General features: G+C 59.7%; 7 protein-coding genes and 1 pseudogene. 1 reads left to right on the top strand and 7 read right to left on the bottom strand.

Annotation, left to right across the window (positions count from 1 at the left end; genetic code table 11):
- Window positions 1–122: 122 nt before the first annotated feature.
- The gene (locus ACFC3J_RS21075) at window positions 123–1226 is read left to right on the top strand and encodes a CaiB/BaiF CoA transferase family protein (RefSeq protein ID WP_375197946.1); all 1104 of its coding nucleotides are present in this window, start codon (window positions 123–125) and stop codon (window positions 1224–1226) included.
- Between the two features lie 22 nt (window positions 1227–1248).
- Here ACFC3J_RS21075 and ACFC3J_RS21080 read toward each other — a convergent pair whose 3' ends face one another.
- The 7 genes and pseudogenes from ACFC3J_RS21080 to ACFC3J_RS21110 all read right to left on the bottom strand — a co-directional run.
- Entirely contained in the window at window positions 1249–2037 is a 789-nt protein-coding gene (locus ACFC3J_RS21080; protein ID WP_375197947.1) for an SDR family NAD(P)-dependent oxidoreductase, read from the bottom strand.
- Between the two features lie 12 nt (window positions 2038–2049).
- The gene (locus tag ACFC3J_RS21085) at window positions 2050–2841 is read right to left on the bottom strand and encodes an ABC transporter ATP-binding protein (protein WP_375197948.1); all 792 of its coding nucleotides are present in this window, start codon (window positions 2839–2841) and stop codon (window positions 2050–2052) included.
- 61 nt (window positions 2842–2902) lie between these two features.
- Complete coding sequence (locus ACFC3J_RS21090) at window positions 2903–4141, bottom strand: ABC transporter substrate-binding protein (RefSeq protein WP_375197949.1); 1239 nt, start codon at window positions 4139–4141, stop codon at window positions 2903–2905.
- A 35-nt stretch (window positions 4142–4176) separates the two neighbouring features.
- Window positions 4177–5229, bottom strand: a complete 1053-nt coding sequence (locus ACFC3J_RS21095; protein WP_375197950.1) for a branched-chain amino acid ABC transporter permease — start codon at window positions 5227–5229, stop codon at window positions 4177–4179.
- Between the two features lie 3 nt (window positions 5230–5232).
- The gene (locus tag ACFC3J_RS21100; RefSeq protein ID WP_348195896.1) at window positions 5233–6117 is read right to left on the bottom strand and encodes a branched-chain amino acid ABC transporter permease; all 885 of its coding nucleotides are present in this window, start codon (window positions 6115–6117) and stop codon (window positions 5233–5235) included.
- A gap of 15 nt (window positions 6118–6132) precedes the next feature.
- A complete protein-coding gene (locus tag ACFC3J_RS21105; protein ID WP_375197951.1) occupies window positions 6133–8130 on the bottom strand; it encodes an AMP-binding protein in 1998 nt (665 codons plus the stop codon).
- A gap of 4 nt (window positions 8131–8134) precedes the next feature.
- A pseudogene (locus ACFC3J_RS21110) lies at window positions 8135–8321 on the bottom strand (ABC transporter ATP-binding protein); the annotation flags it as partial.

Genomic DNA, 8321 nt, shown 5'->3' on the forward strand with positions numbered 1-8321 from the left:
CTTCAACCATGGTAAGCCTCTGAGTTATATAGATAATTTTAGATTTTGGGGTTGCTTTTCGCAGGGTCTTGCGATGCTATGGGCGGACCCGCACGCGGGTGAAACGAGAACGAGAGACCAAAATGAGCAATGCACCACTTTCCGGATTGAAGATCCTTAGCCTGGCGGAACAGTTTCCCGGCCCGTATGCGACGATGCTCTTGTCGGACATGGGGGCCGAGGTCATCATGATCGAACGTCCGGGCCTTGGCGATCCGGCACGGCAGTTTCCGCCGCTGTTCAGGGCGCTGAACCGGGGCAAGCGCAGCGTGGCGCTGGATCTGAAATCCACCCAGGGGCTGGCCCGGTTCCGTGAATTGGCCCGGTCGGCCGACGTGATCGTCGAGGGATTCCGGCCCGGGAAGCTCGACGCGCTGGGAGCCGGGTATGAAGCGATACGAAAGATCAACCCGCGGCTGGTTCACGTGTCGGTTTCGGGCTACGGACAGGATGGGCCCTATCGTGACCGGGCGGGGCACGACCTGAGTTATGAAGGTGTCGGCGGATTGTTGGCAGATCAGGCCGAAACCGGAAAACCCGGGGTGTTGCCGGCTATTCCGCTTGCCGATATCGGCGCCGCGCTGTTTGCGGCCATTGCAATACTTTCGGCAGTGGTCTCCAGCCAGAGGACGGGGAATGGCCGCTATGTCGACGTGTCGATGTCGGATGCGGTGGTTTCCATGCTCACCGCGTTTCTCGTACCCGCGGCCAATGGCACACCGTTGGGCGATTTCATCGCCGAACCGGCCTATGGCGTTTTCACCTGCGGCGACGGCAAGCTTGTGACGCTGTCCATCGCGCATGAAGATTGGTTCTGGCGCCCGTTCTGCGAAGTGATCGGCAAGCCCGAGCATGCGGGATTGAAAGGCCGCGAACGTGTCGCCCGAAAGGACGAGCTGCGCCAAGAGATCGCGGCGGTACTGGTGGGCAGGACGCGCGATGAATGGGGGCAGATATTCGATGGGGCGGGGGTGCCCTGGGGCCCGGTCAATTCGCTGGCCGAAACTCTTGATGACCCGCATGTGCGCGCCAGAGGCCTGTTGCGAACGCTTGCGCGCGAAGATGGCGGTGCCGAGGTCTTTCTGGTCCAGCCCCTGAAATTTGACGGTTTCGAGACCGAATTGTCCGGTCCGCCGCCGGCCATCGGTGCCGACAATAAAACCCTTCTTGGAGAAGGACCTGTCTAAGGTCCATTCTCCGCATTGGTTGTTAGCAGGCAAAGGAATACCCGCCATTGACTGGATAGGTTTGCCCGGTGATCCAACTGGCCGCATCCGAGCACAGAAACAGTATCATTCCCGCAGGATCTTCCGGTTCGCCCAACCGGCGGATCACATACTGCGACAAAGCTCGCTTTTCGGTTTCCGCATCGGGGATAAGATCGGCAACCGCCGGCGTTCTGGTGCCGCCGAGGGCTACGCAATTGGCCGTGATCCCGAACCGGCCGCCGGCTTTTGCGATGGCGCGCATGAAACCCGCGGCCCCCGCTTTAGCGCCGGAATAGACCGCCAGATGCGGCTCGCCCACACGGCCCGCATCGGAAATGACCGTCACGATGCGCCCATAACCACCTTTGACCATCAAGGGCATCGCGTGACGGGTACAGTTCAGCACCCCGTCAAAATTGGTCGCCATCCAGCGCTTCCATTCCGTGGGGTCCGATTCCCAAAAAGGCACCAGATCATCGAGCCGCGAGGTCGGCCCCGCGTTCCCGGCGTTGTTGACCAGAATATCCACGCTTCCCAGAGCCGACTGCGCCTCGGCGAAGGCCGCGCCGACGGCCTCGAAGTCCGAGACGTCAAAGGCGATCGGCAGCGCCTTGACACCTGCCGCTTCGACTTCCGCAGCAACGCTTTCCGCCCGCTCGGCGTGGAAGTCGTTGATCACAACGGCACCCGCGCCGTGCTCGGCCAGGTAAAGCGCAACCTGTCGACCCACGCCTTGCCCCGCTCCGGTTACAATTGCAGTACGTCCCTTGATATGGAGTATGTCACTCATTGTCGTTCCTTCCTACCCGAGCCAGCGCTTGCGGCGCCGATAGTGCTTGATGTCGCGATAGCTCTTCCGTTCACCTGAGGCGGAGACACCAAGATAGAACTCTTTGACGTCCTCGTTTTCTGCGAGTTTGTCTGCCGGGCCATCCAGAACGATGCGACCGTTTTCCATCACATAGGCATAGTCGGCGATCGACAGGGCCGCGGCGCTGTTCTGTTCGACCAGAAAGAAGGTCGTGCCTTGGGCCTTGAGCTGCTTGAGAACTTCGTAAACATCGCGGATCATCATCGGCGCCAATCCCAGCGACGGCTCGTCGATTACGATGATCCTAGGCCTCGCCATCATTGCCCGGCCGATCAGCAACAATTGCTGTTCGCCACCCGACATGAAGCCGGCGGTGCGACTGCGCAGGTCCGCAAGGCGCGGCATCAGGGAATAAACGTGATCCAGCCGGTGTTTCAATTCGGCCGCGTTGGGCGCCATATGCCCGCCCACGATCAGGTTTTGCTCGGAGGTCAGGTGACGCAACACGCGTCGGCCCTCCATCACGTGGATCAGTCCGTTCTTTACAACATCCGACGCTTCCAGATTCTGGACCGGCTTGCCGTTTAAGATGATCGATCCCGCCGAAACTTTCCCGTCTTCGGATTTCAGCGTCCCGGAAATGGCTTTAAGCGTTGTGCTTTTTCCCGCCCCGTTGCCCCCAAGCAGCGCGACGCATTGACCTTCGCGTACAGTGATGGAAACACCCTTGAGCGCCAAGATAACGTCGGAATAGATCACTTCTACGTTGTTGAGTTCCAGCATGGCCTTCGCGCCTGGGTTTCGGGACGGGAACGGGCGCCGCTTGTGCGGCGCCCGGTTCATCTCACCATTTTTGAACGACGGGAATGTCGACGCTCGTCGCTTCGATGACGATCTTGCCGTTTTTGACCGTGCCAATATTCACCTTGAGGCCTTCCAGCGGGAAGGGCGCATCAGGGGTAAAGGTTAGCGTCGGCAGGAAACCGTTCGTTTCCTCGGTGGTGATCGGCTTGGAAAAGAGCGCCTTGCGCACCGCTTCGCCGGTCAGACCTTCGGCGCCGTTTTCCTGGATCGCGTGCTCGATGACCGTGGCGACAAAGAGACCTTGAGAAATGCCCATGGCGGTCACCACGTTCCAGGGCGCTTTAAGCCCGTAGTCTGAGGTCAGGGTGTTATAGAACTGCCGGGCCGGGCTGTCCTCGTCGGCCGCAATCGCCATACCGTAGGCTTCGTAATCGCCTTCGAGCTGTTCGAGACCGCCCAGGGCCCCTCCGGAGGCCGGCAACCCGTTGTGCGAGCTCATCATGATCGGGACGTTGGCGCCGTTGGCCTGCAATCCGCGCTTAGCGGCCACGACGATCGAAGTGTTGGTCTGGATGACCAGCGCCTCGGCCCCTGAACGTGCGACGCGGCGCATCTGGGTTGTCAGATCGGTGGGCTGCACCTCGGTATAGATAACCTCGACGATGTCGATATCATCGGGATTCTGTTCGGCGTAAAGCTCGAGACCCTTCGCCATGTCCACATAGGCAGGAGAAGCTTCGGAGGCCAGGATCGCAACCTTGATCGGCTCGTCTCCGCCCCGCTGCTTGCGCAGCCAGGACAGAAATCCTGCGCTCTCATGCGAATAGGTCGGGCGCGGATTGAAAATCCAGGAATCGGGCTTCCAGGCAAAGCCATAAGCGGCCGTGGACATGAACATGGGGATCTTGTCTTCCGGCAGCCGCTCAGACAGAGCGGCGACATCGGGCCCGCCCAAACCAACAACCGCTATCGGATTCAGTTCCGATTTGATGCCGGGCCACAGGCTTGCAACCTGTGCTGCATCGTAGCGGGTTTCATAGTTCTTGAAGTTCAGCGTGACCCCAAGTTCCTTGCCGCGTGTCTCATTCCACCAGTTGAACACGGTCTCGCGGCCGCTTGCCAGAACAGGCATGATATCGGCATAGGGACCCGAGAAGTCCGACAACAGGGCAAGGTTATAGCTCGTTTCGGCTTGCACCTTCGCAGGCACGACGGTTGCGAAGGCGATAGCGCTCACTGCCAACAGACTACGAAGGCCTGAATGTGTTTTGTAGGTCATTTTGCTTCCTCTTTGGTTGCTGGCCGCCCGATCCGTCAATAAGGGAACGGCCAGATGCGATAAGATGACTTCAGGATGTTCCAGCGATGCATCAGCCCTTTCGGTTCGAGAATCATGAATAAAGCGATCACGCCGCCGAGAATTACATTCATGCCGGCGAACACGATGTCGCCGCCCACGAAAGGCACTGACTCGGCGATGTTGGGGCCAACCGTCGCGATAATTTCCTGAATGATGCGAATGACGAAAACACCGATCAACGCCCCCACGATCGACCCCATCCCTCCGACAATGATCATCGCTACGAAGAAGATGGAATGGAACAGCGTGAACTGATCGACCCCGACAAAGCGGATCATATAGGCCCAAAGCGCCCCACCCACGCCGGCGTAGAAAGCACCGATCAGAAAGGCGTTGGCCTTGGTGGCCGCGACGTTGATCCCCATGATACCCGCAGCCACGTCATCGTCCCGGACCGCGACGAAGGCACGGCCGAACCGGGACCGGACGATCCCGAATGCGCCCGCAATCATGATCGCGGCAACAGCGAAACTCAGATAGAACTGCGCGGTCTCGCTGACGAAGCGCAGGCCGAAAAGTTCCGCAGGCGGCACAGTGATACCGTTTGATCCACCCATCCAGGTCGACGGCAGATTCAAGACCGCGAAATGAAAGATGAACTGTGCCGCGATCGTCGTCAGGGCAAGATAGAAACCCTTGATCCGGGCCGCGGTCAGTCCGAAGAGAAAGCCGAATACCGCGGCTGCGGTTCCCGCCAGGGGAATGACCAACAGGAATGTAAGCCCGGTTTTGGAGGCCAGTATCGAGGCGGTATAGGCTCCGACACCCATGAATGCCGCTTGGCCCAGATTGATCTGGCCGGCATAACCCGTGCATATCTGAAGTCCCACGGCGATGACCGCGCTGATCAGCATCATGTTCAGGACTGCGATGATGCGCGCGCCCACTAGATAGGGAGCCGCCAGCATGAGAGCGAGGAACAGGACGAGGGCAAGTGCCTGCCAGCGCGTGCGTATGAGGCGTCTGTCGGCTTGATAGCTTGTCGGGAAGATGCCTGAAGGATCCATGGCTTATACCCGCTCGATGGTGCGCCAACCGAACAGGCCGGTGGGACGGATCAGCAGAATGGCAAGCATGATGATATAGGGCACGACACTGCCCAGGGAGCCGCCGATAACTGGGTCGAGGTAGTTTGTTGTCAGGCTCTGGACGATGCCGATGATGACCCCGGCCAAAATCAGCCCTCCGATCGATTCCAGCCCGGCGAACAGCGCCACGGGCAGCGCGGCAAATCCGATATCGGAGGCCAGGAAGGTCAGGGATTTGCCGCTGAGAAAGATCATCGCGCCAACCGTGGACAGTATTGCGCCGAGAACCCAGGCGAAGGCGATCGAACTCTTCACGGAGATCCCCATTGAAGACGCAACGACATGATCTTCGGCCACCGCTGTCATCCGCAGCCCGGGTCGGGTCCGGTTGAAGAACCACGACAGACCGGCGGCCGCGACAATGGTGATGATTCCACCAATCAGCAGGTTCAACGGAATCAGCATGTCCCCAAGGAAGAGGGGTTTCAGCGGGAAGATTACCGGGAAGGGCCGAACCGCGGGGCCGAACAGCAGCAGAACAAACCCGCGAAGCAAAATCAGCAGGCCGACTGTCACCATGACCATCGAAAAGACCGATTCACCGATCAGTTTTGTCAGAAATATCCGCTCGATCAGGTATCCTACAAAACCTGCGAGAAGCAGCGACAGCGGTATCGACAGCCAAAGGCTCAATCCGGCCTGCAAGGTGGTGAACCAGACGATGAAGCCGCCGATGATCACCAGTTCGCCCTGAGCGAAATTGAAAACCTTGCTGGCGCGGTAGATCACGACAAAGCCCATGGCCACCAGCGCGTATAGCAGGCCGATCAATGCCCCGGTTATGATGTCATTGACGAAGTAGACCACTGTTGCCGACCTCCCTTATGTTTCCGACTGCCGGTTGACAGTCTTTGATATGCTCTCGACATCCAACACGAGAACCTTGGCCTCAAGCGTGCCCTGGCGGCCGTCCTGATAGGTCACGGCGATCTTGAGATCGGCCTTGTCGGCACCACTATAGATAGCCGCGACAAGGTCCGCATATCGCTCTTCCAGAAATCCGCGCCGAAGTTTCCGGCTCCGGGTCAGTTCACCTTCGTCCGGGTCGAGTTCTTTCGGAAAATTCGCAAACCGCGCAACGTGTGAACCTTCCGGCAGCAAGGCGTTAATGCGCGTAATCTCGCCCTTTATGAGATCCAGAATCTCGGGCTTTTGCGACAGATCGGTATAGGTCGAGAAGCTGATATTGTTCTCTTCCGCCCAGCGGCTGAGGACTTCCATGTCGATATTGATCAGCGCGCCGACGGAGTCACGGGATTCGTCACCCAATGTCATTAAATCTTTGATGAAGGGGCTGTAGCGCAACCGCGTTTCAATGAACTGCGGCGGATAGCTGTGACCGTTTGCCAGGCGGCGCATGTCTTTCACCCGGTCATAAAACAAGAGCTCTCCATCGTCGGTCATCGAGACCGCGTCGCCGGTGGCATACCAGCCGTCTTCGGTCTGCGCCTCGGCCGTCTTGTCCGGTTTGCCGAAATATCCGCCAAAGCCCGACCCGCCGCGCACCTGCAATTCGCCCTCAGGGGAGATCCGGAATTCGAGCGGATCGCCATAGGCGGGATTGGTCTGCATCCAGCAGCCGCTGGTTTCCAGCTGATAGCTTTCGCCCATATGCGCGGTCATCAGCCCGACCTCGGTCGCGCCATAGACGTTGCGCAGCTTGACGCCCATCGCGTGGAACATGCGGAACACGTCCGGAGCCATCAGTGCGCCGCCGCTCATGGCGTTCCGGGCCTTTCCCAGGCCGAGATTGTCGCGCAGGTGGTGCAACACCAGAGCCTCGGCAAAGGGCAGTTGAAGCCGCGCGGCAAGCCTTGGCGTCCGGCCTTCCAGGCGTTCGACATAGACGCCGCGGCCGACCTTCATCCCCCAGTTGTACAGCGCCCGGCGTATCGGACCGGCGCCCAGCATCCGCGCCTGCACGATCGAGGCGAGGTTCTCCCACTGGCGCGGACTGAAAACCAGCGCGTCCACCGCTAATTCGCGGATATTGGCGAGCACGTCTTCGGGACCTTCGGGGAAATTCACCACCATCGGGCCGATCAGGCCGATGGACAGGCCAAAGATCTGCTCGGTCACCCAAGCGGGGGAGATGTAGGTCAGGTATTCCGTCCCCGGGGTGATGTCGATCGCACCCATCACCCGCGACGTGTTGTCGAACAGGTAGCGGTGGGTGATGATCACACCCTTCGGCTTGCCGGTGGTGCCGGAGGTATAGGACAGAACCGCGATGTCGCCGGCCTTGCCGCGCCGCACATGATCGTCGAACCTTTCTGGGTCCTTGGCGTGGACCTGCCTCCCGGTCTGGCTGACCCTCTCGAACGAGCGCAGCATGGGGTGATCGTAGTTCCACAGCCCGGAATCATCCCAATAGACGATCCCAAGCACCCCCTCGACCCGGTCGACGATCTCCAGGCATTTGTCGACCTGTTCCTGATCCTGCGCCAAAAAGACACGGGTGCGAGAATCCTGCGCCAGATAGAGGATCTCTTCGGTTGTCTGGTCGGGATAGACCGACAGGACCTTGCCGCCCAAAGACTGAACCGCGTATTCGGCCCAGAAATGTTCGGGTTCGTTCTCGCCGATCAGCATCACCGAGTCGCCGGCCGAAAGACCCATCTCCTCCAGACCAAGCGCCAGCGCCCGGACGCATTCCAGCACATCGGCCCAGGTGAACTCGCGCCAAATGCCCAGCCGCTTGTGACGCTGGGCCAAGGCATCGGGGGCGGAGCCCGCCCGTGCCAACAGGACCTGCGGCAGGGTTTCGCTTTGCGTGACGGCGGGGTCGGTGAAGGTTTTGGCAGATTGCTGCGTGACCATGAAACTATCCCAGATAAGCTTTGATCACGGCCGGGTTCTTCTGGATTTCCGCCGGCGTGCCCTCGGCGATGACCCGCCCGAAATCCAGCACCACCACGCGGTCGGCAAGATCCATCACCACGCTCATGTCATGTTCGACAAGGACCACCGGGATCTTGCGCGCCTCGCGCACGTCCAGGATGAACCGGGCA

Source organism: Sphingobium sp. (assembly GCF_041987595.1).
Classification (GTDB): Bacteria; Pseudomonadota; Alphaproteobacteria; order Sphingomonadales; family Sphingomonadaceae; genus Sphingobium.

Bases quoted from the DNA above. Each gene is read 5' to 3' on its own strand.
- ACFC3J_RS21075 (WP_375197946.1), top strand. From the start codon at position 123: ATGAGCAATGCACCACTTTCCGGATTGAAGATCCTTAGCCTGGCGGAA.
- ACFC3J_RS21080 (WP_375197947.1), bottom strand. From the start codon at position 2,037: ATGAGTGACATACTCCATATCAAGGGACGTACTGCAATTGTAACCGGA.
- ACFC3J_RS21085 (WP_375197948.1), bottom strand. From the start codon at position 2,841: ATGCTGGAACTCAACAACGTAGAAGTGATCTATTCCGACGTTATCTTG.
- ACFC3J_RS21090 (WP_375197949.1), bottom strand. From the start codon at position 4,141: ATGACCTACAAAACACATTCAGGCCTTCGTAGTCTGTTGGCAGTGAGC.
- ACFC3J_RS21095 (WP_375197950.1), bottom strand. From the start codon at position 5,229: ATGGATCCTTCAGGCATCTTCCCGACAAGCTATCAAGCCGACAGACGC.
- ACFC3J_RS21105 (WP_375197951.1), bottom strand. From the start codon at position 8,130: ATGGTCACGCAGCAATCTGCCAAAACCTTCACCGACCCCGCCGTCACG.